The organism is Pseudomonas sp. BMW13, assembly GCF_013357275.1.
Lineage (GTDB): Bacteria > Pseudomonadota > Gammaproteobacteria > Pseudomonadales > Pseudomonadaceae > Aquipseudomonas > Aquipseudomonas khazarica.
Genome location: NZ_SUKD01000002.1, coordinates 371,192 through 396,166 on the forward strand (window position 1 = coordinate 371,192; position 24,975 = coordinate 396,166).

At 65.0% G+C, this 24,975-nt stretch carries 21 protein-coding genes; 6 read left to right on the forward strand and 15 right to left on the reverse strand.

Annotation, left to right across the window (positions count from 1 at the left end):
- Positions 1 to 104: 104 nt before the first annotated feature.
- The 6 genes from rbfA (at position 105) to E4487_RS02840 (ending at position 5,219) form a co-directional block, all read left to right on the forward strand.
- A complete protein-coding gene (rbfA, locus tag E4487_RS02815; protein ID WP_037050808.1) occupies positions 105 to 494 on the forward strand; it encodes a 30S ribosome-binding factor RbfA in 390 nt (129 codons plus the stop codon).
- A 2-nt stretch (positions 495 to 496) separates the two neighbouring features.
- Positions 497 to 1,417, forward strand: a complete 921-nt coding sequence (gene truB, locus E4487_RS02820) for a tRNA pseudouridine(55) synthase TruB (protein ID WP_175252671.1) — start codon at positions 497 to 499, stop codon at positions 1,415 to 1,417.
- 222 nt (positions 1,418 to 1,639) lie between these two features.
- Positions 1,640 to 1,909: a 30S ribosomal protein S15 gene (rpsO, locus tag E4487_RS02825; protein ID WP_047590392.1), complete on the forward strand. Its 270-nt coding sequence runs from the start codon at positions 1,640 to 1,642 to the stop codon at positions 1,907 to 1,909.
- Positions 1,910 to 2,081: 172 nt separating this feature from the next.
- The gene (pnp, locus tag E4487_RS02830; RefSeq protein ID WP_037050803.1) at positions 2,082 to 4,190 is read left to right on the forward strand and encodes a polyribonucleotide nucleotidyltransferase; all 2,109 of its coding nucleotides are present in this window, start codon (positions 2,082 to 2,084) and stop codon (positions 4,188 to 4,190) included.
- Between the two features lie 424 nt (positions 4,191 to 4,614).
- Complete coding sequence (locus E4487_RS02835; RefSeq protein ID WP_037050801.1) at positions 4,615 to 4,965, forward strand: BON domain-containing protein; 351 nt, start codon at positions 4,615 to 4,617, stop codon at positions 4,963 to 4,965.
- Between the two features lie 56 nt (positions 4,966 to 5,021).
- The gene (locus E4487_RS02840; protein ID WP_047588204.1) at positions 5,022 to 5,219 is read left to right on the forward strand and encodes a CsbD family protein; all 198 of its coding nucleotides are present in this window, start codon (positions 5,022 to 5,024) and stop codon (positions 5,217 to 5,219) included.
- 135 nt (positions 5,220 to 5,354) lie between these two features.
- Here the strand turns inward: E4487_RS02840 and E4487_RS02845 are convergent, their stop codons facing one another.
- The 15 genes from E4487_RS02845 to gluQRS form a co-directional block, all read right to left on the reverse strand.
- Positions 5,355 to 5,657, reverse strand: coding sequence for a DUF2845 domain-containing protein (locus E4487_RS02845; RefSeq protein WP_037050795.1), 303 nt, complete (start codon positions 5,655 to 5,657; stop codon positions 5,355 to 5,357).
- A 13-nt stretch (positions 5,658 to 5,670) separates the two neighbouring features.
- Entirely contained in the window at positions 5,671 to 5,973 is a 303-nt protein-coding gene (locus E4487_RS02850; protein ID WP_080757029.1) for a DUF2845 domain-containing protein, read from the reverse strand.
- Positions 5,973 to 8,861 carry a DUF748 domain-containing protein gene (locus E4487_RS02855; RefSeq protein WP_175252672.1) on the reverse strand — a complete coding sequence of 963 codons (2,889 nt, stop codon included), beginning with the start codon at positions 8,859 to 8,861 and terminating at the stop codon, positions 5,973 to 5,975. The genes E4487_RS02850 and E4487_RS02855 overlap by 1 nt, the downstream gene beginning before the upstream one ends.
- A gap of 88 nt (positions 8,862 to 8,949) precedes the next feature.
- A complete protein-coding gene (locus tag E4487_RS02860; protein ID WP_175252673.1) occupies positions 8,950 to 9,966 on the reverse strand; it encodes a class I SAM-dependent rRNA methyltransferase in 1,017 nt (338 codons plus the stop codon).
- Between the two features lie 91 nt (positions 9,967 to 10,057).
- Positions 10,058 to 10,921 (reverse strand): oxygenase MpaB family protein, encoded by an 864-nt coding sequence (locus E4487_RS02865; protein ID WP_175252674.1) that lies wholly within the window; start codon positions 10,919 to 10,921, stop codon positions 10,058 to 10,060.
- A gap of 69 nt (positions 10,922 to 10,990) precedes the next feature.
- Complete coding sequence (acs, locus tag E4487_RS02870) at positions 10,991 to 12,928, reverse strand: acetate--CoA ligase (RefSeq protein ID WP_175252675.1); 1,938 nt, start codon at positions 12,926 to 12,928, stop codon at positions 10,991 to 10,993.
- A 144-nt stretch (positions 12,929 to 13,072) separates the two neighbouring features.
- The gene (pgi, locus tag E4487_RS02875; RefSeq protein WP_175252676.1) at positions 13,073 to 14,737 is read right to left on the reverse strand and encodes a glucose-6-phosphate isomerase; all 1,665 of its coding nucleotides are present in this window, start codon (positions 14,735 to 14,737) and stop codon (positions 13,073 to 13,075) included.
- An 81-nt stretch (positions 14,738 to 14,818) separates the two neighbouring features.
- Positions 14,819 to 15,676: a pantoate--beta-alanine ligase gene (gene panC / locus E4487_RS02880; RefSeq protein ID WP_037050782.1), complete on the reverse strand. Its 858-nt coding sequence runs from the start codon at positions 15,674 to 15,676 to the stop codon at positions 14,819 to 14,821.
- Positions 15,673 to 16,473 carry a 3-methyl-2-oxobutanoate hydroxymethyltransferase gene (panB, locus tag E4487_RS02885; protein WP_134675640.1) on the reverse strand — a complete coding sequence of 267 codons (801 nt, stop codon included), beginning with the start codon at positions 16,471 to 16,473 and terminating at the stop codon, positions 15,673 to 15,675. Before panB ends, panC begins: the two co-directional genes overlap by 4 nt.
- Positions 16,474 to 16,735: 262 nt before the next feature.
- Entirely contained in the window at positions 16,736 to 17,221 is a 486-nt protein-coding gene (folK, locus tag E4487_RS02890) for a 2-amino-4-hydroxy-6-hydroxymethyldihydropteridine diphosphokinase (protein WP_175252677.1), read from the reverse strand.
- Positions 17,221 to 18,615, reverse strand: a complete 1,395-nt coding sequence (locus tag E4487_RS02895; RefSeq protein ID WP_175252678.1) for a polynucleotide adenylyltransferase PcnB — start codon at positions 18,613 to 18,615, stop codon at positions 17,221 to 17,223. The genes folK and E4487_RS02895 overlap by 1 nt, the downstream gene beginning before the upstream one ends.
- A 767-nt stretch (positions 18,616 to 19,382) precedes the next feature.
- The gene (locus E4487_RS02900) at positions 19,383 to 20,813 is read right to left on the reverse strand and encodes a sigma-54 dependent transcriptional regulator (protein ID WP_037050773.1); all 1,431 of its coding nucleotides are present in this window, start codon (positions 20,811 to 20,813) and stop codon (positions 19,383 to 19,385) included.
- A gap of 53 nt (positions 20,814 to 20,866) precedes the next feature.
- Positions 20,867 to 23,821, reverse strand: a complete 2,955-nt coding sequence (locus E4487_RS02905; protein ID WP_037050768.1) for a sensor histidine kinase — start codon at positions 23,819 to 23,821, stop codon at positions 20,867 to 20,869.
- Positions 23,805 to 23,981 carry a hypothetical protein gene (locus tag E4487_RS02910; RefSeq protein WP_003244646.1) on the reverse strand — a complete coding sequence of 59 codons (177 nt, stop codon included), beginning with the start codon at positions 23,979 to 23,981 and terminating at the stop codon, positions 23,805 to 23,807. Before E4487_RS02910 ends, E4487_RS02905 begins: the two co-directional genes overlap by 17 nt.
- 107 nt (positions 23,982 to 24,088) lie before the next feature.
- Positions 24,089 to 24,973 carry a tRNA glutamyl-Q(34) synthetase GluQRS gene (gene gluQRS, locus E4487_RS02915; protein WP_037050766.1) on the reverse strand — a complete coding sequence of 295 codons (885 nt, stop codon included), beginning with the start codon at positions 24,971 to 24,973 and terminating at the stop codon, positions 24,089 to 24,091.
- Positions 24,974 to 24,975 lie beyond the last annotated feature (2 nt).

Below are 24,975 nucleotides of genomic sequence, written 5' to 3' on the forward strand. Positions count from 1 at the left end.
CCTTGATCATGCAACGCCCGGCCCCGCTCATGCGCGGCCGGGCGTTTGCCGCTTTTACGTCCGGTGCCGGCGAGGCGCCAGGACGAAGGAAAGGTAAGTAAGAAATGGCGAAAGATTACAGCCGTACCCAGCGTATCGGCGACCAGATGCAGCGTGAGCTGGCCGTGTTGATCCAGCGTGAGATCAAGGACCCGCGTCTGGGCCTGGTCACCATCACCGCCGTGGACGTCAGCCGCGACCTGTCCCATTCCAAAGTGTTCATCACCGTGATGGGCAAGGACGACGATGCCGAGCAGATCAAGCTCAACCTGGAGATCCTCTCCGAGGCAGCTGGCTATCTGCGCATGTTGCTGGGCAAGTCGATGAAGGTGCGCACCGTCCCGCAACTGCACTTCCAGTACGACGCCAGCATCCGTCGCGGTGCCGAGCTGTCGGCGCTGATCGAGCGTGCCGTGGCGGAAGACCGCAAGCACCAGGACGGCGGCGAGGAATAAGCGTGGCCCAGGTCAAACGTATTCGTCGCAAGGTCGACGGCATCATCCTGCTGGACAAGCCACGCGGCTTCACCTCCAACGCGGCCCTGCAGAAGGTGCGCTGGTTGCTCAATGCCGAGAAGGCCGGGCACACCGGCAGCCTCGACCCGCTGGCCACCGGCGTGCTGCCGCTGTGCTTCGGCGAGGCGACCAAGTTTTCCCAGTACCTGCTCGATGCCGACAAGGGCTACGAGACGGTCGCCCAGCTTGGCGTCACCACCACCACCGGCGATGCCGAAGGTGAGGTGATCGCGCGCCTCCCGGTGACCGTTGGTCGCAGCGAAATCGAAGCACTGCTGCCGCGTTTTCGCGGAGAAATCAAACAGATACCTCCGATGTACTCGGCCCTGAAGAAGGACGGCCAGCCGCTTTACAAGCTGGCGCGCGCAGGTGAAGTAGTGGAGCGCGAGGCGCGTTCTGTTACTATTGCGCGCCTGGAATTGCTGGCCCTCGAAGGTGAGCAGGCGCGTTTGTCGGTGGACTGCAGCAAGGGCACCTATATTCGGACCCTGGTCGAGGATCTTGGCCAACTGCTCGGTTGCGGCGCACACGTCGCCGAACTGCGGCGTACCAAGGCCGGCCCGTTCGACCTGTCACGCACCGTGACCCTGGAAGTGCTGGAAGCGGCGCATGCCGAAGGCGGCAATGCAGCGCTCGATCGCTTCCTGCAGCCGGTCGACAGCGGTCTGCAGGACTGGCCGCTGCTGCAGTTCTCCGAGCACAGTGCGTTCTACTGGTTGCAAGGGCAGCCGGTGCGGGCGCCGGAAGCGCCGAAGTTCGGCATGGTCCGCGTGCAGGATCACAACGGTCGCTTCATCGGCATCGGTGAGGTGAGCGACGACGGGCGCATCGCGCCGCGTCGACTGATTTACACCGGTGCGTAGCACGGGTGCAGGCTCGGGCCTCAGGGGCCGGGCTGAGATATAGCGGTGCATGGCACCGAATGGTTCGGCCGCGAGGTCGAAGCCGGGGTGATGGCGAAGCTGTCATCCGGTACTGCGAGGGTGGCTGTCAGTAGGCACGGTCATACCTCTTTTTAAAACACGGGGAGCGATTCCCGGCCTATTGAGACTGCTTCGGCAGTTTCCAGATGAGAGGAAGCCAACATGGCACTCAGCGTTGAAGAAAAAGCCCAGATCGTTAACGACTACAAGCAAGCTGAAGGCGATACCGGTAGCCCGGAAGTGCAGGTAGCCCTGCTGACCGCCAACATCAACAAGCTGCAAGGTCACTTCAAGGCCAACGGCAAGGATCACCACAGCCGTCGTGGTCTGATCCGTATGGTCAACCAGCGTCGTAAGCTGCTGGACTACCTGAAGGCCAAGGACACCAGTCGTTACAGCGCCCTGATCGGTCGCCTGGGCCTGCGTCGTTAATAGACGCGAGCTGCACAAGTTGGAAGCTGGGAGTTCGGAGCGGCAAGTCGGGGCATGATCCCCGACCTGCGGCTCCGGGCTTCCAGCTTTTGGCTTTTCGAAGGATGCATCGGGTCCGACTCCCGTGCCGCTTTCAGATTTCCCCCAAGGCAACAGAGAGAAGGAAAACACCGTGAACCCGGTAATCAAGCAATTCAAGTTCGGTCAGTCGACCGTAACCCTCGAGACTGGCCGTATTGCCCGTCAAGCCAGCGGTGCCGTGCTGGTGACCGTCGACAACGACGTGACCGTGCTGGTGACCGTCGTGGGTGCCAAGAGCGCCGACCCGAGCAAAGGCTTCTTCCCGCTGTCCGTGCACTACCAGGAGAAGACCTACGCAGCCGGCAAGATTCCTGGCGGCTTCTTCAAGCGTGAAGGCCGTCCGAGCGAGAAGGAAACCCTGACCTCGCGCCTGATCGACCGTCCGATCCGTCCGCTGTTCCCCGAAGGCTTCATGAACGAAGTGCAGGTCGTCTGCACCGTCGTTTCCACCAGCAAGAAGACCGATCCGGACGTTGCCGCCATGATCGGTACCTCCGCTGCCCTGGCCGTTTCCGGCATTCCGTTCAACGGCCCGATCGGTGCCGCGCGCGTAGCCTTCCACCCGGATACCGGCTACCTGCTGAACCCCAACTACGAGCAGCTCAAGGCGTCCAGCCTGGACATGGTCGTGGCCGGTACCGAAACCGCCGTACTGATGGTCGAGTCGGAAGCCCAGGAGCTGACCGAAGACCAGATGCTCGGTGCCGTACTGTTCGCCCACCAGGAATTCCAGGCCGTGATCCAGGCCGTCAAGGAATTCGCTGCCGAAGCTGGCAAGCCGACCTGGAACTGGCAGGCTCCGGCCGCCAACACTCCGCTGCTGGACGCCATCCGCAGCCAGTTCGGCGCCGCCATCAGCCAGGCCTACACCATCACCATCAAGCAGGACCGCTACAACCGTCTGGGCGAGCTGCGTGATGAAGTCGTTGCGGCCCTGGCCGGCGAAGGCGAAGGTCAGTTCCCGGCTGACGAAGTCAAAGCCGCTTTCGGCGAGATCGAATACCGCACCGTTCGCCAGAACATCGTCGATGGCAAGCCGCGTATCGACGGTCGCGACACCCGCACCGTGCGTCCGCTGAAGATCGAAGTCGGCGTGCTGGACAAGACCCACGGTTCGGCGCTGTTCACCCGTGGTGAAACTCAGGCGCTGGTCGTCGCCACCCTGGGCACCGCCCGCGACGCACAGCTGCTGGATACCCTGGAAGGCGAGAAGAAAGACCCCTTCATGCTGCACTACAACTTCCCGCCGTTCTCGGTCGGTGAGTGTGGTCGCATGGGTGGCGCTGGCCGCCGCGAAATCGGTCACGGTCGCCTGGCCCGTCGTGGCGTCGCTGCCATGCTGCCGAAGGACGACGAGTTCCCGTACACCATCCGTGTGGTATCGGAAATCACCGAGTCCAACGGTTCGTCCTCCATGGCTTCGGTCTGCGGCGCTTCCCTGGCGCTGATGGACGCCGGTGTGCCGATGAAGGCGCCGGTTGCCGGTATCGCCATGGGTCTGGTACTGGAAGGCGAGAAGTTCGCCGTTCTGACCGACATCCTCGGTGACGAAGACCACCTGGGCGACATGGACTTCAAGGTAGCCGGTACCGCCAAGGGCGTCACCGCGCTGCAGATGGACATCAAGATCCAGGGCATCACCGAAGAGATCATGGAGCAGGCGCTGGAGCAGGCGCTGGAAGCCCGTCTGAACATCCTCGGCCAGATGAACCAGGTCATCGCCCAGTCGCGCACCGAGCTGTCGGCCAACGCCCCGACCATGCTGGCGATGAAGATCGACCAGGACAAGATCCGCGACGTGATCGGCAAGGGTGGCGCCACCATCCGTGGTATCTGCGAAGAGACCAAGGCTTCGATCGACATCGAAGACGACGGCTCGATCAAGATCTTCGGCGAAACCAAGGAAGCGGCCGAGGCTGCCAAGCAGCGCGTTCTGGCCATCACCGCGGAAGCCGAGATCGGCAAGATCTACGTCGGCAAGGTCGAGCGCATCGTCGACTTCGGCGCCTTCGTCAACATCCTGCCGGGCAAGGACGGTCTGGTGCACATTTCCATGCTGAGCGATCAGCGCGTGGAGAAGGTCACCGACGTACTGAAGGAAGGCCAGGAAGTGAAGGTACTGGTTCTGGACGTGGACAACCGCGGCCGTATCAAGCTGTCGATCAAGGATGTAGCGGCCGCCGAGGCCTCCGGCGTCTAAGCGATCCTTCGCTGGCTTGAACAGAAGGGCTCCTGCGGGGGCCCTTTTTTATTGCCTGCGATTCCTCGCGACAGCCCGGTGGGCCGTCGCCAGGCGACTGCAGCAAGCGCTCCCGGCAATTTCCTGCGCCTGGCGTCCGGGCTTTTAGCGGGCCTCGCCGGCAGCCTGTACCAGCGTTACGCGGGTCGGCTGCGTGGCTGTGTGCGTGTTCGCCTTTGCCTTGCCAGAGATCATGCAAATTGCCCGAGGGTTTTTTCCGGACTCGGCGAAATGCAATTCGCGTCGTATCGACAGGTTTAATTAACTTGTTGTTATTAAAGGGTTTTTTGTTTTATGAAAAACTGGCACAGCGCTTGCGATAGTACTGGTGAACCTGCAGCCAGGAGTTGGTTTGCAGATTGTCTGGAATGTACAGGAGTCAACCATGAAACAGCCAATCACCCGTTTTGCCGCCGCCACCCTGACCGCCGCTGCGCTGAGCCTGCCGCTCGCCTCGGCAGCCTTCGCTCAGCCGACCATGCTGGCGGCCAACGACACCGTGGACAAAGCCGAGCAGGCGGTATCCGACACCTGGATCACCAGCAAGGTCAAATCCACCTTCGTCGCCGACAAGGACCTGAGCGCGCTGGACATCAAGGTCGAGACCAACCAGGGCGTGGTTTCCCTTTCCGGTGTAGTGGCCACCGATGCCGAACGTGATCTGGCCATCGCCAAGACCAAGGAAATCGAGGGTGTGCGTGATGTATCCGCCGATGCCCTGAAGACCGCCGACTGATACCCGAGCCGGCCGGGTCCACACCCGGCCCCCTCTTGAGTTCTGGGAGAACCACCATGAATAGCGACATCATCAAAGGCAAATGGAAGCAGCTCAACGGTCGCATCAAGGAGCGTTGGGGCAACCTGACCGATGACGACGTGGACGTCGCCGAGGGCCACAGCGAATACCTGGCCGGCAAGCTGCAGGAGCGTTACGGCTGGACCAAGGAAAAGGCCCAGCAGGAGCTGCGCGATTTCAGCGACAAGCTCTAGGCAGGGATAGCCGTGGGCAAGGATGCCGGGTCGCACGGATAGCGACGGGCACGGATGTCGAAAGGCCTCGCCGGTGAATCTGGCGGGGCCTTTCCGTATCCGGGATTCACCAGCTCGCCCGGTGGCGAGGCGGCATCAACCTCCGCGCTTGCTGCGGATATCGGTCAGGCGACCGCCCTCGAAACGCAGGAAGTGGTACATGCCGTTCCTGGGGCCGTAGATCCACTCTTCCACGTTCACCTCGTTGCGAAAGCCGTAGGCATCGGTGACTTCCTTGTAGCCGAGAAAGTCCCGGCTGACGGGCTCGCCGCACTTGTGCTGGACCTCGCTGGTCGGCGCATCCTTGCTCACCAGCGCGCTGCCGCAACGGTAGGTGGAAGACGCCTGCGCCAGGACGGGCAGCAGCAGTAGCCAGAGCAGATGGTTGCGTTTGGGCACGGTGAACTCCTTGTCAGTGCTCTCGGCGGCGTTCGATTTCCACCAGACGGTTGCCCTCGAAGCGCAGGATGCTGAGCATGCCGTTGGTAGGGCCGTACACCCACTCCTCGATCCGGTACTCGCGTCTGTCGTAGCTGCCCAGCGTATAGCCTATAGGGTCACGGTACACCGGCGTCCCGCACTTGCGCTCCACCTCGAAGGCGCGATCTCCCAGGCTGACCAGCTGGCTGCCGCAGCGCATCGTTTCCGCATGCACGAGAGGGCTGCCGATGCTCGCCAGCAGCGTTGCCAGTACCAGCAGTCGAGGGTGTTTCATCATTCGCTATCCAGGTGCAGGGGCGTCAGTACACGTCCATTGGACTCGGGTTCTCCCAGATTGACATCGATCAGGTAGACCCGTTCGTCGTCCAGCTTCCCTTGCTCGACCAGATAGGCCTTGATCGCCGCCGCCCGTTGCTGCGCCAGCTGGCGCAGCAACAGCTTGCTCTGGGCCCAGGAGTCCAGCACGGCCTGGCGCATGTTCTGGGTGCGTTGTTGCGCATCCAGCTCGGCCCACTCGGCGGGCGGCTGCTGTTTCAGGCGGGTGCGGTAGATGCCTTCGAGCAGCGCCGCCTGCTCGTCTTCGCCCACCTCGAGCTCATCCGCACTCGCCGGGACCTTGTCACCGCGGCGTTGCAGCACCTTGTACCAGGTGTCCTGGAATTCGCGTTGCAGGCGCTGCTCGGCCAGGAGCGGGCCATCCGCTTTCGCCGCGCTCTGGCCTTCGACTTCCAGGCGCAGCGCCGGACGTTCCTGCAGGGCCTTGGCGAGGGTATCCAGTGCCTGGCGGGCGTCCGCGTCGAGGTCGGCGGAGCCGGCGTCGAAGGGCACCGTGCTGAGGTCGGTATCGCCGCCGCCACTGACCAGCCCGGCAACGAACTTGAACGGTGCCTGGGCGGCGCGCAGCACCAGATTGCGCAGGGTCTGCCAGACGATGGGCATGACGCTGAACTGCGGGTTGTTGAGGTCGCCCTGGACCGGCAGCTCGATGGCGATGCGGCCCTGGGTGTCCTTGAGCAGCGCGACCGCCAGGCGAATCGGCAGGTCCACGGCATCCGGGCTGTCGACCTTTTCGCCCAGCTGCAGGTTTTCCACCAGCACCTTGTTCTCGGCATTGAGCTGGCCCTGCTCGATGCGGTAGTGCAGGTCGAGGTTGAGGCGGCCCTTGCGGATGCGATAACCGGCGAACTTGCCGGAGTAGGGGGTGATGGTGGTCAGCTCGACGTTCTTGAAGCTGGTGGCGATATCCAGGCTGTTGAGTGGATCGAACGGCGTCAGCTTGCCCTTGATGCTCATCGGCGCGTAGCGATCGACCTTGCCCTTGATATCGACGCTGGCGGCCTGCGGTTTCTGGTTGTCGAGCACGCCGATGCGGCCATTCATCTGCTGGATGGCGGTGGCGAAGCTCGGGGTCAGGCTGAAGTCGGCGAAGTTGGCCGAGCCGTCGTTGATGGCCACGCCACCGATATGGATCGCCAGCGGCTTGCCATCCTCGACCTTGTCCCCGGCCGCCGCCGGTTGCGGCACGATCAGCTCACTGACGTTGGTGCTCAGGTTCTCGTTGATCACGAAGCGCGCGTAGGGCTGGTCCAGTTCGACCCGCTCGATGGCCAGGCTCTCGCCATGGCGATAGTCGAGGCCATTGACCCGCACCTGCTTCCAGCGCACGAAGTCGCGCTCGCGCAGGGTGTCGAGGGTGTGCAACTGGTCGATCCTGGCGTTGCCGGTCACGCTGAGGGCCAGCGGCTCGGTGCTCTTGAGCTGCACGTCGAGGTCGCTGCCGAGCATCCCGCTGCGCAGTTCCAGGCGGATGAAGGGGCTCAGGTAGGCTTGGGCGAGGCGCAGGTCGATGTCTTCCGTGGTGACCTTGAGGTGAGCGCTGGTGGGGCTCAGTTGCACATCACCCGACGCCTGCAGCTTGCCTTGCTTGCCCAGGCCGGTATCGAGGCGGAGGTCGAAGGGCTTGTCGCCCAGGCTGTCGAAGTTCTTCAGGTCGAGGTTCAGCGGCCCGACCTCGACGGCGACGTCCTGCTCGGGAACGCGATCCGCCAGATGAGCCTTGTAGTCACGCAGTTGCACATCCTGCAGCAGCACCTGCCAGGGCTTGCTCTCGTCGCTGCCCTCGGGCTCCGCCTGTTCGGCGGCTGCTGGTTGCGCGGATGCCGGTTTGGCGAACAGCTTCTGCCAGTCCAGTTGGCCGTCGGCTTCGCGCGCCGCCCAGGCTTCCAGGCCCTGGCTGCGCACCTGGCCGATCACCACCTGCTGCTTGGCCAGGTCCAGCGTGCTGTCGTCGACGTCCAGGCGCTGCAGCCTGACCAGCGGTTTGCCGGCGGGGTCGTCGATGGCGAAAGGGGCCAGCTGCAGCTTGAGCTTGCTCAGCTGCAACTCGGTGCCGTCGGAGAGGTCGAGGTGGTAGTCAGCGCTGACGTCGACCTGGCCGTCCTTGAGCACCAGCGGTACGGCGTCACGGACGTAGGGCCAGAAGGTGCTCAGGTGGCCGTCGCTGACGCTCAGGCTGCCGCTGGAAGTGATCGGCGTTAGGCTGATCTGCCCGCGCCAGTCGATCTGTGCCCCGTTCGGGCCGCTGGCAGCGAGCGTCATCTGCGCGTTGTCACCGGCCAGCGTGCTGAGGTTGTGCAGCTCGAGGTCGAGCTTGTCGTAGGCGAACTCCACTGGTTCGCTGGGGCGCAGGTCCTGGAAGCGCAGAGCATTCTCGCGCAGGCGGATGCCGTCGATGCGCAGCGGGAACGGTTCGCTGCTGGCGGACTCCGGCTGCGGCTCGCTTGCCGGCAGCTTGAACAGTTGGGTCAGGTTCAGTGTGCCGTCCTTCGCGAACAGGACCTCGGTGCGCGCGCCATCGAGTTCCACCTCGCTCAGGTGCAGCGCCCCCGTCCACAGGCTGTCACTCTGCAGGTTGGCGTAAAGGCGCCGGAAGCTCAGCTGTTCCTCGCCGCTGTCGCCGATACGCAGTCCCCAGAGGCTGAGTTCGAGGCTGAACGGGTTGAGCTGCACGCGCTCCAGCGTGGCGGGCACGCTGGCATAGTTGGCCAATTGCTGGTTGACGACGCGCAGGGCGATGCCCGGCACGATCAGGAAGCCGATCAGGCTGTAGAGGAATACGGTGATCAAGAGTGCGCTCAGCGCGCGCTTCAGTCCTTTGGGCATGGCTTGGCGACATCTATCCAGACGGGGAGACGACTTGGAGTATGGCACGGCGGTTCAGTTCCGGTCGTGCTTGCGTCCTGCTCGGCGATCAGAGATGCAGGATCAGCGTTTTCAGCGGTGGCTTGCCGTCATGCGAGGGGAAATCGCCCGCCGGTGCGATCACCTGGCACTCGCGCACCGGGCGGCCGAGTTTCTCGGCGCAGCGCAGCACCTGCTGGCGCCAATCGTCCATTTCCACCTTCGCCAGGTTGTTGCAGCACACCAGGGTGCCGCCGTCTGCGGTGGCCAGCAGCGCCGGCTTGAGCAGGCTCTGGTAGTCGCGCAGCAGGTCGACGGTGCCGAAGGCGCTCTTGGCCCAGGCTGGTGGGTCGAGAAACACCAGATCGAACTGGCGCGGTTGCAGGCGCGGATAGCTCGGCAGTTTCTGTCCGCGGCGACTGGTGATCGGCAGGCCGGCGAACTGGCGAATCGCCGGGAAGTAGTCGGACTGGATGAAGTGCATGCCTGGCAGCTCTGGGTTGAGGGCACCGTTCTCGCGGCCCACGGCGAGGTTGCCCTGGGCGAAGTCGAGGTTGGTCACGTCCCGGGCGCCGCCGGCCGCCGCGCTCAGGCCGACCCCGCAGGTGTAGGCGAAAAGGTTGAGCACGGACTTGCCGGCGCTGTTGGCCTTGATCCAGCCACGTGCGTTGCGCAGGTCGAGGAACAGCAGTGGGTCCTGCCCCGCGTGACGGCCGCGGACCCGGTAGTTGAGCCCCCATTCCTGGGCGAGCAGATCTTCCAGCGCCGCCTCCGTGGGCTGGAACAGCGTGGGGTTGCGGTCGATGCGCGAGTTGCCTCTGCTGCGGTCGTTGTAGACCAGCAGCAGGGGCTGGCCCAGGTGACGCTCGACGATGTCGGCGAGGCGCTGCAGGTCATCTGTCGGCAACGGCTGGTGGAAGCTCTGTACCAGCAGCTGTGGGCCGTAGCGGTCGACGGTCAGCCCCGGAGCCCCTTCCTGGCTGCCATGGAACAGGCGGTAACAGTTGGTGCCCTGGGCGTGCAGTTCGGGCAGAAGGTGTTCGCGGGCGGCGAGGGCGGCGCGCAGCGCCTGGTCAAGAGCGGACATGCGCGGCATCTCGGGACGGTGAAAGGGCGGCAGTCTAGCAAGAAATCCGCCTGGCTTCCGCGCGGGGTCGTGCCGCTGCGGCTCAGGGGCGTTACGTCAGGCGCCGTCGGGCACGTTGCGCCGCGCTGTTGCTCACCGCCCAGCGCAGTAGCGTGGCGGTACGCCTCACGCTGGCGCGAATCAGCGGGCGGCGCCAGTCGGGCTGTCGCTCGCCAAGCAGGTCGCTGGCCCAGTCCGGCAACAGGTCGACGCCGGCCTGCATCATCAGCTTGCCGAAGGGCTTGGCGAGCATGCTGGGTACCGGGGCGGCGTACAGCAGCCGCACCACTTCCCGGGTGCGTTCATCGCAGAGCAGTTGCGGGCGCATGCGTTCGAGGTAGTCGGCGATCGCCTGGCGGGACGTGGGAACGTCCTGCGCCCCCAGGCGTTCGGCGGTCAATGCCACTTCGCGGTAGTAACGGTCCTGCTCGGCCAGCGGCAGCAGCGGGTCGACGTAGCGCAGATAGCCCTCGAGAAACTGACTGACCTCGGACACGTGCACCCAGGTCAGCAGCTGCGGGTCGCTGGCGGCATAGGGGCGGCCATCCGGTGCGTTGCCGACCACTTGCAGGTGAATGGTGCGGACCTTTTCGATCAGCTGCTCGGCATCCTGGCGGCCGCCGTAGGTGGTGCCGGCGATGAACAGGCTGGTGCGGCGCAGGCGCCCGATCATGTCCTGGCGGAAGGTGGAGTGGTCCCAGACGCCAGCCAGGGCCAGCGGGTGCAGCATCTGCAGGAGCAGGGCGGAGACGCCGCCGACCATCATCGAAGTGAAGTCGGCGTGCACCTCCCAGACCATCGACTGCGGGCCGAACAGGCCGACGTCGCCGCGTGGCTGGTCGAGGTCGAGCACCCCCAGGGCGGCGCCGGTGAGGCTGTGTACCTGTTTTTCGATCTGACGACGTAGGCTATCCATGGCGCGCATTCTCGGCGCTTGGCCGGCCCACGGCAAGATCAGCCCGGCCCTTTCGGGCCGGGCTGGGGGTCAACGGTTCAGCCGTTGCTCGGTGAGGCTGTCGACGACGCTGGGGTCGGCCAGGGTGGAGGTGTCACCCATGTTCTCCAGCTCGTTGCAGGCGATCTTGCGCAGGATGCGGCGCATGATCTTGCCCGAGCGGGTCTTGGGCAGGCCTGGCGCCCACTGGATCAGCTCCGGCTTGGCGAAGCTGCCGATCTCCTTGCCGACCAGGGTCAGCAGGTCCTTCTTCAAGTCCTCGGACGGCTCCTGGCCACTCATCAGGGTGACGTAGGCATAGATGCCCTGGCCCTTCACATCGTGCGGGTAACCGACCACGGCGGCCTCGGCGACGGCGTCGTGCAGCACCAGGGCGCTTTCCACCTCGGCGGTGCCGATGCGATGGCCGGAGACGTTGATCACGTCATCGACACGACCGGTGATCCAGTAGTAGCCATCCTCGTCACGGCGCGCACCGTCGCCAGTGAAGTAGTAGCCGGGGTAGGGCTTGAAGTAGGTGTCGATCATGCGCTGGTGGTCGCCGTAGACACTGCGGATCTGGCTCGGCCAACTGGCCCTGATGGCCAGCACGCCCGCGCCGGGGCCGTCGATTTCCTTGCCTTGCTCGTCGAGCAGCACCGGCTGCACGCCGAAGAACGGACGGGTCGCCGATCCCGGCTTGAGGTCGGTGGCGCCCGGCAGCGGCGTGATCAGGATCGAGCCGGTCTCGGTCTGCCACCAGGTGTCGACGATGGGGCAGCGGGTGTCGCCGACCACGTGGAAGTACCATTCCCAGGCTTCCGGGTTGATCGGTTCGCCGACGCTGCCAAGCAGGCGCAGGCTTTCCCGTGAGGTGGCCTTCACCGGGGCTTCGCCTTCGCGCATCAGCGCGCGCAGGGCGGTTGGCGCGGTGTAGAAGGTGTTGACCCGGTGCTTGTCGATCACCTGCCAGAAACGCGAGGCGTCCGGGTAGTTGGGCACGCCTTCGAAGATCAGCGTGGTGGCGGCGTTGGCCAGCGGGCCGTAGACGATATAGCTGTGCCCGGTCACCCAGCCGACATCGGCGGTGCACCAGTAGATGTCGCCTTCGTGGTAGTCGAACACGTACTTGTGGGTCATCGCCGCGCCGAGCAGGTAGCCGCCGGTGGTGTGCAGCACGCCCTTGGGTTTGCCGGTGGAGCCCGAGGTGTAGAGGATGAACAGCGGGTCTTCGGCATCCATCGGCTCGGCCGGGCAGTCTGCGCTGACGTCCTTGAGCGCCTGGTGATACCAGATGTCGCGGCCTTCCACCCAGGCCACGTCGCCCTGGGTACGCTCGACCACCACCACGGTGGAGACGTTCGGGCAGCTCTGCAGGGCCTTGTCGACGTTGCTCTTCAGCGGCACGTACTTGCCGCCGCGCACGCCTTCGTCGGCGGTGATCACGGTACGGCAGTCGGCATCGAGGATACGGTCACGCAGTGCGTCGGGGGAGAAACCGCCGAACACCACCGAATGCACGGCACCAATGCGCGTGCAGGCGAGCATGGCGTAGGCCGCCTCGGGAATCATCGGCATGTAGATGCACACCCGGTCGCCTTTCTTCACGCCACGGCTCTTCAGCACGTTGGCCAGGCGGCTGACCTGCTGGTGCAGCTCGTTGTAGGTGATGTGCGCGGATTCGCTGGGGTTGTCGCCTTCCCAGATGATGGCGACCTGTTCGCCACGTTGTTCCAGGTGGCGGTCGATGCAGTTGTAGGCGACGTTGAGCTGGCCACCCTTGAACCATTCGGCACGGCCCTGTTGCAGGTCGCTGTCGTGGACCTTGTCCCAGGGTTTGAACCAGTCCAGGAAGGCCTTGGCCTGCTCGGCCCAGAAGGTGTCGGGCTGCTCGACGGACTGCCGGTACAGGCGCAGGTAGGCGTCGTTGTCCAGGTGTGCACGCTGGCGCACCGCGTCGGCCACGGGGTGACGGGTGATCTCGAACATGGCGGGGTCCTTGTAATTGTTTGTCCGCAACAGGCACAAGGGTGCACCCAAGCGGGCGCCGGCTTCAAGGGGCGATGTTCATGGCGCAGCGCTTGCGCGGTGGAGCCCGGCCCGGCAGGCGTGCCGGACCGGGTTGGTGGAGGGTCAGCCGCGATGACGCTCGCGGAAGTGGGCGATCAGGCCCTGGGTCGAGGCGTCCGAGGCGTTGTTGTCGAGCTGGCCGGTCAGGCGCTGGTAGACGTCCTTGCCCATTTCCTTGCCCAGTTCCACGCCCCACTGGTCGAAGGCGTTGATGCCCCAGATCGCGCTCTGCACGAACACCTTGTGCTCGTACAGGGCGACCAGCGCGCCGAGCTCGAACGGCGCGATGCGGTTCATCACCAGAATGTTGCTCGGGCGGTTGCCGGGGATGACCTTGTGCGGCGCCAGGCGCTGAACCTCGTCTTCCGCCAGGCCCTTGCCGCGCAGTTCGGCCTCGGCCTCTTCGCGGGTCTTGCCCTGCATCAGCGCCTGGGCCTGCGACAGGCAGTTGGCGAACAGCCACTGATGGTGGTCGGACAGCGGGTTGTAGCTATTGACCGGGACGATGAAGTCCGCCGGTACCAGCAGGCGGCCCTGGTGCAGCAACTGGTGGTAGGCGTGCTGGCCGTTGCAGCCGACCCCGCCCCAGATGACGGGCCCGGTGCTGATGTCCAGGGCGCTGCCGTCCTGGCGCACGCTCTTGCCGTTGGACTCCATGTCGAGCTGCTGCAGGTGCTTGGTGAAGTTACGCAGGTAGTGGTCGTAGGGCAGGATCGCGTGGCTCTGCGCGCCCCAGAAGTTGCTGTACCAGATGCCCAGCAGGGCCATCAGCACCGGCATGTTCTCGGCCAGGGGCGCTTGGGTGAAGTGCTGATCCATGGCGTAGGCCCCGGCCAGCAGCTCCTTGAAGTTGGACACGCCGATGGCCAGGGCGATGGGCAGGCCGATGGCCGACCACAGCGAGTAGCGCCCGCCGACCCAGTCCCACATGGGGAAGATGTTCTCCTCGCCGATACCGAACTCGATGGCGGCCTCGCGGTTGCTGGTCACGGCGATGAAGTGGCGGTGCAGCTCTTCTTCCGGGCCGCCCATGGCCAGGTACCAGTCACGGGCTGCCAGGGTGTTCTTCAGGGTCTCCAGGGTGCCGAAGGACTTGCTGGACACGATGAACAGGGTGGTTTCCGGGTCGAGGCGGGCGGTCAGCTCGCGGAACTCGCTGCCATCGATATTGGCCAGGTAGTGGCAGCGTACGCCGCGCTGGGTGAACGGGCGCAGCGCCTCGGAGACCAGTTGCGGACCGAGGAACGAGCCGCCGATGCCGATGTTGACCACTTCCTTGATCGGCTTCTCGCTGTAGCCGCGCCACAGGCCGCTGTGAATGCGGCTGACCAGCTCGGTGACCTGGTTCAGCACCCGATGGACTTCGGGGATGATGTCAGTGCCGTCCACCACCAGGCGGTGGCCGACCGGGCTGCGCAGCGCCGTATGCAGGGCGGCGCGTCCCTCGGAGGCGTTGACGTGCTCGCCACCGAACATCGCCGTGATGGCTTCGTGCAGGCCGGCCTGCTCGGCCAGTTGCATCAGCAGCTTGAGGCTGTGTTCGTCGATCAGGTTCTTCGAGTAGTCCAGCAGCAGGCCACAGGCATCCAGCGAGAAGCGCTGGAAGCGCCTTGTATCGGCAGTGAAGGCCTCGCGCATGCTGAAGCCGGCCATCTCGGCACGGCGCTGCTGCAGGGCCTGCCAGGCGGGCAGAGTGGTGACGTCGTGGGGCTGCTGGTAGTAGGCCATCGGGGCTCCTGATCCGCAAAAGCAAAAGGCCCGGACGTGATCCGGGCCTTTCAGAGTGTAACCGGCTGCCTTCGCAGGCAGCTACTGCGCAGGCAGTTCCACCAGCAGATTGTCGATCAGACGGGTGCTGCCCAGGTGCGCGGCGGTGAGCACCACCAGGTGGCGGTCGTCGACCTGCGCAGGGCGCAGGGTCAGCGCGTTGCGGATCTCCAGGTAGTCGGGGGCGAAGCCCGCCTCGCGTTGCCGGGCCTGGGCCTCGTCGATCAGCCGCGCATAGTCGCGGGCGCCGCGTTGCAACTGCTCGGCGACCGCTTGCAGGCCGCGATACAGGGCGGGAGCGACATTGCGCTGCTCTGCACTGAGGTAACCGTTGCGCGAGGACAGGGCCAGGCCGTCGTCGGCACGGCGAGTCGGCGCGCCGATGATCTGGATCGGCATGTTCAGGTCCTGCACCAGCGCGCGGATCACCGCCAGTTGCTGGTAGTCCTTCTCGCCGAACACGGCTAGGTCCGGCTGGACCATGTTGAACAGCTTGGTCACCACGGTGGCGACCCCTTCGAAGTGGCCCGGACGGCTGGCGCCGCAGAGACCTTCGGAAACCCCGGGCACGCTGACCCGCGTCTGGTCGCCCATGCCGTGCGGATAGACCTCCGTCACGTCAGGGTGAAACAGCAGGTGGCAGCCGGCGGCCAGCAGCTTCTCCTGATCGGCGGGCAGGGTGCGCGGGTAGGTGTCCAGGTCTTCGCCCGCACCGAACTGCAGCGGGTTGACGAAGATGCTGGCCACCACGAAGTCGGCGCGCTGGGCAGCGGTTTCCACCAGCGAGACATGGCCGGCGTGCAGGTTGCCCATGGTCGGCACGAAACCGATCTGCTTGCCATCGGCACGTGCCTGGGCGATGACCGCGCGCAGCTCGCGCAGCGTCTTGACCGTGTTCATGCGGAGAAACCATGTTCGGCAGCGGGGAAGCTGCCGTCCTTGACCGCCTGCACGTAGGCGCCGAATGCGCCCTGAATGCTGCTCTGGCCCTCCATGAAGTTACGCACGAACTTGGGGGCGCGACCCGACAGCGACAGCCCGAGCATGTCGTGCAGGACCAGCACCTGGCCGTCGGTCGCCGCGCCGGCACCGATGCCGATCACCGGAATCTTCACGGCCTGGGCGATTTCCGCAGCCAGTTCGCTGGGCACGCATTCGAGCAGCAGCATGGCGGCACCCGCCTGCTCCAGCGCCATGGCGTCGGCGCGCATCTGCCGGGCCTGCGCTTCTTGGCGGCCCTGAACCTTGTAGCCGCCAAGGATGTTCACCGCCTGCGGGGTCAGGCCCAGGTGGGCACAGACCGGCACGCCACGCTCGGCCAGCAGGCGAATCGGCTCGGCCAGCCAGCCGGCGCCCTCCAGCTTGACCATGTGCGCGCCGGCTTGCATCAGTTTGGCGCTGTTGAGCAGGGCCTGTTCGGTGGTGGCGTAGGCCATGAACGGCAGATCGGTGACGATCAGTGCGCCCTGGTTGCCGCGTTTGACGCAGGCGGTGTGATAGGCCATTTCCTCGACGCTGACCGGCAGGGTGCTGTCGTGGCCCTGCAGAACCATGCCCAGGGAGTCGCCGACCAGCAGCACGTCCACGCCAGCCTGGCAGGCCGCGTGGGCAAAGGTGGCGTCATAGCAGGTCAGCATGGCGATCTTCTCGCCGTTCTGCTTGCAGCTTTGCAGTGTGGTCAGGGTAACGTCAGGCATTTCAAGGGTCCTCGCTCAGGCTCGGTATACCGCTTCTATCTGGCTGCAATCCGGCCTGGATTGGCATCAAAGGTGCGCCCGGCGCGGGGCGACGGGACGCCTATAGTCCTGATGGGGGGGCATGAAGTCAATTGCAGGTGTTACCGCTCTGTTACTGGCGTTACTGCCAATCCGAGCGGCAGAGGGCTGGGCCAGAGGCGATGCGGGCTTGCGGCGGGTAACAGGGCGTGTGCCGGGAAGGGGCGGCGCGCGCCATTGTGCGCTACTCCGGCAGGCGTTCCAGGCCGGCGAAGGGGCAGGCATCGAGCAGTGCGGCGAGGCTGCGTCCGTCCGGCAACTGCAACTCGGCGGCCAGCTCGGCCAGCGGGTAGAGCACGAACGGGCGGGCATGCATGTGGTAGTGCGGAACGGTGAGGCGCTCGTCATCGATCAGGTGGTCGCCGAACAGCAGCACATCCAGGTCCAGGGTGCGCGGCCCCCAGCGTTCTTCCTTGCGTACGCGGCCCTGCTCCTGCTCGATGCGCTGCAGGCCATCGAGCAGTGCCCAGGGCTGCAGCTCGGTATCCAGCGCCGCCACCGCGTTGACGTAGCGCGGCTGGTCGGCCGGGCCGAGCGGGTCGCTGACATAGAACGAAGAACGCGCCACCAGCGTGCTGTGCGGCAACTGGGCGATGGCGTTCAGCGCTGCGCGCAGTTGTTGCAGCGGTTCGGCCAGGTTGCTGCCCAGGCCGATATAGACCCGCTCCATCACTCGCCGCTGCCTTCGTTACCGCGCTTGCGCCGGTTGTTGTTGCGGCGGCGCTTGCGCGGCGCGGCGCTGGCGGTGCTTTCGCCCTTGCCTGCAAGGTCGCGGATCATCTGCCGGCGCTCGCTGTCGTTGGCGTCCTGGTAATCCGTCCACCACTCACCCAGGCCGCCGGTGTTTTCGCCGGCCAGTTCACGCAGCAGGAGGAAATCGTAACCGGCACGGAAGCGCGGGTTCTCCAGCAACAGGTCGGCACGCTTGCCGCTGCGGCGTGGCAGGCGCTCCTGCATGTCCCAGATCTCGCGAATCGGGATGGTGAAGCGCTTGGGCACGGCGATGCGCTGGCACTGCTCGGCGATCAGCGTGTGAGCGGCTTCCTGCATCGCCGGAATCGGCGGCATGCCTTTGTCCTGCAGCTGCAGGACACGGGCTGGCAGCGCCGGCCAGAGCAGGGCGGCGAAGAGGAATGCCGGGGTGACCGACTTGCCGTCATGGATGCGCTCGTCGGTGTTGATCAGCGCCTGGCGGATCAGCTTCTCGGTGTATTCGGGGTTGCGCTTGAGCGCCTCGCCACTGGCCGGGAACAGCTGGGCGAACAGGTCATGCTCCAGCAGCAGGTCGAAGGTGTATTCGGCGTAGCCGGCGAGGAACAGCTTGAGGACCTCGTCGAACAGGCGGGCGGCTGGAATGTCGCGCAGCATTGGCGCCAGCCGGCGGATCGGCGCGGCGCTGTGCTTCTCGATGTCGAAGTCGAGCTTGGCGGCGAAGCGCACCGCTCGCAGCATGCGCACCGGGTCCTCCAGGTAGCGTTGCTCGGGATCGCCGATCAGCCGCACCAGGTGGTTGCGCACATCGTGCATGCCACGGGCGTAGTCGAGGATGTGCTCCTGGGTCGGGTCGTAGTACAGCGCGTTGATGGTGAAGTCACGGCGCTGGGCGTCGTCTTCCAGGGTGCCGTAGACGTTGTCGCGCAGGATGCGACCGCTCTCGTGGCGCGCGGCGAGGTTGCTGTTTTCCTCTTCCTCACCTTGCGGGTGATTGGCGCGGAAGGTCGCGACCTCGATGATCTCGCGACCGAAGTGCACGTGTACCAGCTTGAAGCGACGGCCGATCACCCGGGCGTTACGGAACTCCGCACGCACCTGTTCGGGGGTGGCGCTGGTCGCTACGTCGAAATCCTTGGGGTCGATATCCAGCAGCAGGTCGCGCACGCAGCCACCGACCAGGTAGGCCTGGTAGCCGGCGCGCTGCAGGCGCTCGACCACGCTGATGGCGTGCCGACTGATCTCGTTGCGCTTGAGTGGATGTTGGCTACTGCTCAGCACTTCGGGCGTGCTGCGTGGGCGTGGCACACGGCGCAGAGGTGAGCGGAAAGACTTGAACAGCTTTTTCAGCATGGGAGGCACTGTTTGGATAAGTGACCGGCCAGCCCCGCATGCTGTTGAAGAACGACCTGCTCAGGCTTGGTGGCGTTAAAGGCAGCCTGCCTCGGCAAGGTTTTCAACGGTATGCGAAACGATGACCGCATGATTGCTGCGGATTCTAGCATCGTGTCGGAAGAAGGTGTGTAGAAGGGCGGCAGGCGGGGATCCGGGAACCGGAAGCTACTGGGGGAGCCGAAGCTCCCCCCCAAGTTGGTGCGTGCTCTGTTTTTATTGTTATTGAGGGCCTGTTGTTTTTGTTGTCGACCCTTCCCGGCTCGCCGTGGCTTACCGGGTGCTCCCTAGAATGGGGAGCCAATAGCAAACGGATTTCTTTGGACGCTGATGTTGCCTTGATCAACCAGTTCGGGCGCTGTCTCGAGACAGTTTTGTTGTTCTCGGTCTGGTCGCTGGGGCGAACCCCTTGCGGCAACTCCTCTCCAAAAGAATCAGTTAGCTGCGCCTCCGTACCTTATTGTTTTTGTTGTTCTGGAGTCGTTACGTCTTGTTCTTATTGTGTAGGGAATTGCTTGTTATTGTTGTTGTGCCAGAGATAAAGCAGATGCCGTGCCAGTTTTTGAGAATCCTTTAAAATCAATGGCTTGAGGCAAATGAGGCGATCCGGTGGGGGACAAAAAAGCCGGGTTTTCGTTACCGATAGACCCGGCCTTTGTTACGAGATATTGAAACGGTAACAACCTGTGGAACCTGTGTGCGGGGTGGTTGTCACCGTCGTCGCGCTGTCAAGGGCTGCTGGTCACGCCGGATTTGCGCCGTGGGATGCCCAGGCGTTGACGACGTTCCCACAGGCATTTGCGGCTGATACCCAGCTTGCGGGCCAGCTCGGTTTCGGTCATGTGGTCCTGGTGTTCGAGAACGAAGTGCTGGAAATAGTCTTCCAGCGACAGGTCCTCGGTCGGTTCATGGCTGCCGCTACTGCTCTGGCTGCTGCCAGGCAGGCCGAAGTCGTCGTCTTCCAGGTCGTCCAGCTCGATGTCGATGCCCAGCAGGTCGGCGGATATCTCCGCACCCTCGCAGAGGATCACCGCACGCTCGATGGCGTTCTCCAGTTCGCGCACGTTACCGGGCCAGGGGTAATGGCGAATCGCCTGCTCGGCGTCGTGGGCAAAGCGCAACGGCTCGCGCCCCATGCGGCTGTACTGACGAACCAGGAAGGCCTGGGCGATTTCGAGCACATCGTTGCCGCGTTCGCGCAGCGCCGGCAGTTTGAGGGCGATGACGTGCAGGCGGTAATAGAGGTCTTCGCGGAACTGGCCGGTCTTGGCCAGGGTCTTCAGGTCGCGGTGGGTCGCCGCGATCAGACGCACGTCGACCTTCTGCGATTGCACCGAGCCGACCCGGCGAATCTCGCCTTCCTGGAGGACGCGCAGCAGTCGTGCCTGGGCTTCCAGTGGCAGCTCGCCGATCTCGTCGAGGAACAGCGTGCCGCCGTCCGCCGCTTCGACCAGACCGGCCCGCCCGGCGCTGGCGCCGGTGAAGGCGCCTTTCTCGTGGCCGAACAGCTCGGACTCGATCAGGGTCTCCGGAATGGCCGCGCAGTTCACCGAGATCAGGGGCGCCTTGGCACGCCTGGACAGGTTGTGCAGGGCGCGTGCGACCAGTTCCTTGCCGGTGCCGGACTCGCCCTGGACCAGTACATTGGAATCGGTGGGCGCGACCTTGCGAATCTTGCTGTAGAGGTCCTGCATGGCGGCGCAGGAGCCGATGATGCCGATCTCGCCGTTGGCGCTTTCCGCGGTTTTCTCCGCGCCACCACCCCGCACGCTGCTTGCGGCAGCGGTTGCCGGGGCATTGCGGGCTTCCTGGCGGTCCCGCAGGATGCGGGCGACGGCCTGCAGCATCTCGTCGTGGTCGAAGGGCTTGGCGATGTAGTCGACCGCACCCATCTTCATCGAGTCCACCGCCGAGCGCAGGCTGGCGTAGCTGGTCATGATCAGCACCGGGGTGCCTTCGGCCAGTTTGATCAGTTCGGTACCCGGTGCTCCGGGCAGGCGCAGGTCGCTGACGATCAGGTCGAAGCCGGGAATGCTGTAGCGTTCCTGGGCTTCCTGTACCGAGCCCGCTTCGCTGACCTGGTACTGGTTACGTTCGAGCAGACGGCGCAAGGCAGAGCGGATAATGGTTTCGTCTTCGACGATAAGAATATGTGGCATCAATTCGTTCTCTCGGCGGTCACGGAGGTGCGGTTGGCACCTGCTGTCGCTGTTTACATCGCTACGGACGTCGCCTCGACATGCCTTGGCAGGGTGACCCGAATTCGAGTGCCCAACTGGCGCTCGGGGTCGGCCGGGCTGTCGATTGTTATCTGTCCATAATGCTCTTCCACGATCGAATAGACCAGCGCGAGGCCCAGACCGGTCCCTTCGCCGGGGTCCTTGGTGGTGAAAAACGGTTCGAACAGGCGGTCGATGATGGCTTTGGGAATGCCGCTGCCTTCATCCTCGACGATCAGGTCGACGGTATGTTCGCTGGCTTCGCTGCGCACGCGGATCGCGCCGCCCGGAGGGGAGGCGTCACGGGCGTTGGACAGCAGGTTGATCAGCACCTGGGCCAGGCGTTGCGGGTCACCCTCGGCCCAGTGCTCCGGGTTGCAGAGGTTGTAGAACTGGATGTCGAAGTTGCGCTTGTTCAGTGACAGCAGGCCGATGGCGTCCTGCGCCACATCGGCCAGGCACACCGGTTCGTCGCTGCGCTGATGGCTGCCGGAGTGGGCGAAGCTCATCAGCGACTGGACGATGCGTGACACGCGCTTGGTCTGCTCGAGAATCTGCCCGCTGATCTCCGTCAGTTCGCCATCGTTCTCGCGCTCCTCGCGCAGGTTCTGCGCCAGGCAGGCGATACCGGTGATCGGGTTGCCGATCTCGTGGGCGACACCCGCTGCCAGGCGGCCGATGGAGGCCAGGCGTTCGGAGTGCACCAGCTTGTCTTCCAGCAACTGGGTTTCGGTCTGGTCCTCGACCAGCAGCACCAGGCCACTGTTGCCCGGTGCCAGCGGCTCGTCGATGGCGGCCTTGTGCAGGTTCAGCCAGCGGATCTGCCCGTCCAGGGCCAGGTGCTGCTTGTGCAGGTGCTGGTCGGGGCGTTCGATGAAGTCCTGCAGCAAGCTCTGCCAGGGCTCGGCCAGGGCACTGAGGCGCGAGCCGACGATGCGCTGGGCGGGAATCTCGGTGAGCTCCTCCATGGCGCGGTTCCACATCAGGATTTCCTGGTCCTTGGCCAGCGAGCAGACGCCCATGGGCAGTTCCTGCAGGGTCTGCCGGTGGTAGCGGCGCAGGGCGTCGAGTTCGGCGGCCAGGCCGGTAAGGCGCGACTGGTAGTCCTCCAGGCGGCTCTCGATGAAGTGGATATCCTCGGTGACGTAACCTTCACTGCCGGACTTGTACGGCAGGAAGGTCTCGACGATGTCCTGTGCGACGCTGGGGCCCATCAGGCCGGACAGGTTGGCTTCGATGCGGTCGCGCAGGCGGCGCAGGGCATAGGGGCGGCCTTCGTCGAAGGGCAGGTGCAGGTCGCGCAGCGCTTGTTCCACCTCACGCTGGGCCGTCTTGGCGCCCAGCGGCTTGGCCAGCTGCGCGGCGAATTCCTGCGGGGTCGCGGCGACCAGTTCGCGTCGTTGCGGGCGGCGCACGTTGTCCACCGCGCAGGCCTCGGCGGCGCTCTTCTCCTCGGGGCTGGCTTCGGTGAACAGCGACACCAGGGTGAACACCAGCACGTTGGCGGCCAGCGAGGCGATGGCCGCCAGGTGCCAGCTGGCATCGTCGAGCACGTAGATGACGTTGAACAGCGGCAGGTAGAAGCCGTCCAGGTTGCCCAGCAGCGGCAGCAGCATGGTCAGGGCCCAGACGCAGATACCGGCCAGCAAGCCGGCGAGGAAGCCGCGGCGGTTGGCGGTCTGCCAGTACAGCACCGAGAGCACGCCCGGGAGGAACTGCAGGGTGGCGACGAAGGCGACGATGCCGAGGTTGGCCAGGTCCTGCTGCGCGCCGAGCAGCAGATAGAAGCCATAGCCGGCCATGATGATGAAGGCGATCAGCGCACGGCGCGTCCACTTCAGCCAGCGATAGATGTTGCCCTCGGCCGGTGGCTGGTACAGCGGCAGCACCAGGTGGTTGAGCGCCATCCCCGACAGGGCCAGGGTGGATACGATGATCAGCCCGCTGGAGGCCGACAGGCCGCCGACGTAGGCGAGCAGGGCCAGCGCCTCGCTGTTCACCGCGATGCCCAGGCCGAGGGTGAAGTATTCCGGGTTGGTGGTCGCTCCCAGCTTGAGGCCGGCCCAGAGGATCAGCGGCACCGCCAGGCTCATCAGCAGCAGGAACAGCGGCAGGCCCCAGCTGGCGCTGACCATCGCGCGCGGGTTGAGGTTCTCGGTGAAGGTCATGTGGTACATGTGCGGCATGACGATGGCCGAGGCGAAGAACACCAGCAGCAGGGTGCGCCAGGGACCTTCCTGCAGCGGCGTGTGCAGCGTGGACAGCGCCGCCTGGTTCTGCACCAGCCACAGTTCCAGTTCGTGGGGACCACCGAACACCCGGTAGAGCGCGTACCAGCCGATCACCCCCAGCGCCACCAGCTTGACCAGCGATTCGAAGGCGATGGCGAACACCAGGCCCTCGTGCTTTTCTCGGGTGGCGATATGCCGGGCGCCGAACAGGATGGTGAAGAGGATGATCAGGCCGCAGTAGCTCAGCGCCACCTTTTCCTGCAGCGGCTCGCGGCTGAGGATGCCGATGGAGTCGGCCACCGCCTGGATCTGCAGGGCCAGCAGTGGCAGCAGGCCGATCAGCATGAACAGGGTGGTCAGCACGCCGGCCCAGGTGCTGCGGAAGCGGAAGGCGAACAGGTCGGCCAGCGATGACAGCTGGTAGGTGCGGGTGATGCGCAGGATCGGATAGAGCAGCACCGGGGCGAGCAGGAAGGCACCGGAGACGCCCAGGTAACTGGCGAGGAAGCCGTAGCCGTACTGATAGGCCAGCCCGACCGTGCCGTAGAAGGCCCAGGCGCTGGCATAGACGCCCAGGGACAGGGTGTAGGTCAGCGGGTGGCGGATGATCCAGCGTGGGATCAGGCCGTGTTCGCTGACCCAGGCAACCCCGAACAGCACCAGCAGATAGCCGGCGCTGATCAGGATCAGTTCGCTCAGGCTAAAGCTCGTCAGCATCGCGTTGGCTCTGGAGAATGAAGGTCACGACGATCAGGATCAGCCACAGCAGGTAGGGGCGATACCAGGCACCATTGGGGTCGATCCACCAGTCCATGATGGCCGGTGAGAACAGGTAGATCCCTACAACCAGGATCAGGACCAGTCGGTAGATATACATGTGGCATCTCGTCGAAAGATGCCGCGATGGTAAAGGAAGCGGCGCGTTTCAGGCCACCTGCTTGAGGGCTGGTAGTGGTGGCGCCGGTGTGACGCGGATTGCGCCCGTCAGCGCAGCTGCGCTTCGGCCAGGGTGCGGCTGCGCGGGATACGTGTGGCGTCCCAGTGGGCGATGCCCCATTCCAGCAACTGCCGGGGGGCGGCGCCCTGCAGCTCGGCGGGTGCCGGCTGGCCGAGCGCGCGCAGGGCGCGCAGCAGCAGTGGCCCGGCCTGGTCGGCTGGCAGTGGTGGTGAGCGATAGCTCTTGCCCAGCTTGTGGCCGTCCGGCTGGATGATCAGCGGCACGTGCAGGTAGCGCGGTTGCGGCAGCCCCAGCAGTTCCTGCAGGTAGAGCTGGCGCGGTGTCGAGTCGAGCAGGTCGGCACCGCGTACCACATCGGTGATGCCTTGCCAGGCGTCGTCCAGCACCACCGCGAGCTGATAGGCGAACAGACCGTCGCGGCGACGAATGACGAAGTCACCGACTTCGCGGCCCAGGTGCTGATGGAATTCGCCTTGCACGCGGTCGATGAAGTGGTAGTCCAGCTCCGGTACGCGTATGCGGATGGCCGCATTCTGTTCGGCATGGCAGGCATTGCGGCAGAAGCCGGGATAGACCCCGGCATAACCTTCCAGCTGCTTGCGCGAGCAGATGCAGGCGTAGGCCAGGCCCTGACTGAGCAGGCGCTCGGTCACCGCCGCGTACTGCGCGTGTCGCTCGCTCTGGCGCTCCAGCTCGCCATCCCATTCGAAGCCATAGGTTTCCAGGGTGCGCAGGATCGCGTCCTGGGCGCCCGGGACTTCACGGGGCGGGTCGAGGTCCTCCATGCGCAGCAGCCAGCGGCCGCCAACGGCGCGCGCATCGAGGTAGGAGGCGAGGGCGGCGACCAGCGAACCGAAATGCAGGTAGCCACTGGGCGTGGGGGCAAAGCGCCCGACGTAGGAGCTGTTCATCG

Bases quoted from the DNA above. Each gene is read 5' to 3' on its own strand.
- rbfA (WP_037050808.1), top strand. From the start codon at position 105: ATGGCGAAAGATTACAGCCGTACCCAGCGTATCGGCGACCAGATGCAG.
- rpsO (WP_047590392.1), top strand. From the start codon at position 1,640: ATGGCACTCAGCGTTGAAGAAAAAGCCCAGATCGTTAACGACTACAAG.
- E4487_RS02835 (WP_037050801.1), top strand. From the start codon at position 4,615: ATGAAACAGCCAATCACCCGTTTTGCCGCCGCCACCCTGACCGCCGCT.
- E4487_RS02840 (WP_047588204.1), top strand. From the start codon at position 5,022: ATGAATAGCGACATCATCAAAGGCAAATGGAAGCAGCTCAACGGTCGC.
- E4487_RS02850 (WP_080757029.1), bottom strand. From the start codon at position 5,973: ATGAAACACCCTCGACTGCTGGTACTGGCAACGCTGCTGGCGAGCATC.
- E4487_RS02855 (WP_175252672.1), bottom strand. From the start codon at position 8,861: ATGCCCAAAGGACTGAAGCGCGCGCTGAGCGCACTCTTGATCACCGTA.
- E4487_RS02860 (WP_175252673.1), bottom strand. From the start codon at position 9,966: ATGTCCGCTCTTGACCAGGCGCTGCGCGCCGCCCTCGCCGCCCGCGAA.
- E4487_RS02865 (WP_175252674.1), bottom strand. From the start codon at position 10,921: ATGGATAGCCTACGTCGTCAGATCGAAAAACAGGTACACAGCCTCACC.
- acs (WP_175252675.1), bottom strand. From the start codon at position 12,928: ATGTTCGAGATCACCCGTCACCCCGTGGCCGACGCGGTGCGCCAGCGT.
- pgi (WP_175252676.1), bottom strand. From the start codon at position 14,737: ATGGCCTACTACCAGCAGCCCCACGACGTCACCACTCTGCCCGCCTGG.
- panC (WP_037050782.1), bottom strand. From the start codon at position 15,676: ATGAACACGGTCAAGACGCTGCGCGAGCTGCGCGCGGTCATCGCCCAG.
- panB (WP_134675640.1), bottom strand. From the start codon at position 16,473: ATGCCTGACGTTACCCTGACCACACTGCAAAGCTGCAAGCAGAACGGC.
- folK (WP_175252677.1), bottom strand. From the start codon at position 17,221: ATGGAGCGGGTCTATATCGGCCTGGGCAGCAACCTGGCCGAACCGCTG.
- E4487_RS02895 (WP_175252678.1), bottom strand. From the start codon at position 18,615: ATGCTGAAAAAGCTGTTCAAGTCTTTCCGCTCACCTCTGCGCCGTGTG.
- E4487_RS02900 (WP_037050773.1), bottom strand. From the start codon at position 20,813: ATGCCACATATTCTTATCGTCGAAGACGAAACCATTATCCGCTCTGCC.
- E4487_RS02905 (WP_037050768.1), bottom strand. From the start codon at position 23,821: ATGCTGACGAGCTTTAGCCTGAGCGAACTGATCCTGATCAGCGCCGGC.
- E4487_RS02910 (WP_003244646.1), bottom strand. From the start codon at position 23,981: ATGTATATCTACCGACTGGTCCTGATCCTGGTTGTAGGGATCTACCTG.
- gluQRS (WP_037050766.1), bottom strand. From the start codon at position 24,973: ATGAACAGCTCCTACGTCGGGCGCTTTGCCCCCACGCCCAGTGGCTAC.